Source organism: Acinetobacter sp. YH16052, from assembly GCF_013417155.1.
GTDB lineage: Bacteria > Pseudomonadota > Gammaproteobacteria > Pseudomonadales > Moraxellaceae > Acinetobacter.
Genome location: NZ_VPEO01000207.1, coordinates 1 through 1029, shown reverse-complemented (window position 1 = coordinate 1029; position 1029 = coordinate 1). Strand labels below are relative to the sequence as shown.

Below are 1029 nucleotides of genomic sequence, written 5' to 3'. Positions count from 1 at the left end.
ATTATAAAATAGTGTCACTATGCAAATAGTTGTGTCTTAACGAATGCGGATAGAATGCATAAACTTACCTAAAAAATAAAATTCAGTTTTATGATAACTTTACTGTTAAAAGAAGTCTAGACAACCTTGTTTTATGCTTGGATATAAGGCTTATTTTAAAATAATAGTAGTGAAGATTTTCTAAAATTAACATAATACACCTTATACGAAATAAAAATGGGAGCCTTAAGCTCCCATTTTTTAAGTAATTTTTTCAAATAAGGCTTGGGTGAGCATCTAAAATTCGAATCAATGTAGCTGCTGGTCCAGTTGGATAGCGTCGTCCCTGTTCCCAATTTTGCAGGGTACGGGGGCTAATATGTAGACGTGCAGCAAATTCATTTTGGCTCAAGCCAGTTTTTTCACGTACTTCTTTAATATCAGGCAATTCGAGTTCTGTAACTCGGCTTGCTTTAACTTCTTTACGTTTGATAGCTCCAGCTTCTTTGATTGAAGCAACCAAGTCATCAAATAAGTTGTTATCCATGAAATTGCTCCTTCACGAGTTGGTGCAGAATGGCGGTTTCCTTATCTGTTAAATTATCTTTTACTGATTTTGGATAAGCCACTAAGAAAAAGATCTGATCATCCTCGGTGACCCAATAATAAATCACCCGTATCCCACCACTTTTCCCTTTGTTACCTTGAGCACAACGTACTTTGCGAATACCACCGCCATTCTTGATTAGGTCACCTCTATCAGGCTGTACCAAAAGATCTTGCTGAAGTTGACGATATTCCTCATCAGATACAAGGTCTTTAATTTGCTTGGTAAAGATGCTGGTTTCAATAAATAACATGGACTCTTTATACGTCAATGGCGTATTTGAATTTTAGCAGTTTCCATAACAAAAAACGAGAGCTGGTAGATCTCTGTTATTCCTAAGTAGAAATGTCCTACCTTAAAACCAAATAGAAATGTCCTATACCGACATTTCCAAGTCAAGCACAGGATTCAGATTTCGTTTTTGAATTGCTGTTTTCTGTGCA

Annotated in this window: 2 protein-coding genes; both read right to left on the bottom strand. The window is 36.2% G+C overall.

The window, feature by feature from the left end; genetic code table 11:
* Positions 1-253: 253 nt before the first annotated feature.
* A complete protein-coding gene (nadS, locus tag FTV42_RS17365) occupies positions 254-526 on the bottom strand; it encodes a NadS family protein (RefSeq protein WP_000369781.1) in 273 nt (90 codons plus the stop codon).
* On the bottom strand, positions 519-839 hold the full coding sequence (locus FTV42_RS17360) for a type II toxin-antitoxin system RelE/ParE family toxin (protein ID WP_000897307.1): 321 nt from the start codon (positions 837-839) through the stop codon (positions 519-521). The genes nadS and FTV42_RS17360 overlap by 8 nt, the downstream gene beginning before the upstream one ends.
* Positions 840-1029 lie beyond the last annotated feature (190 nt).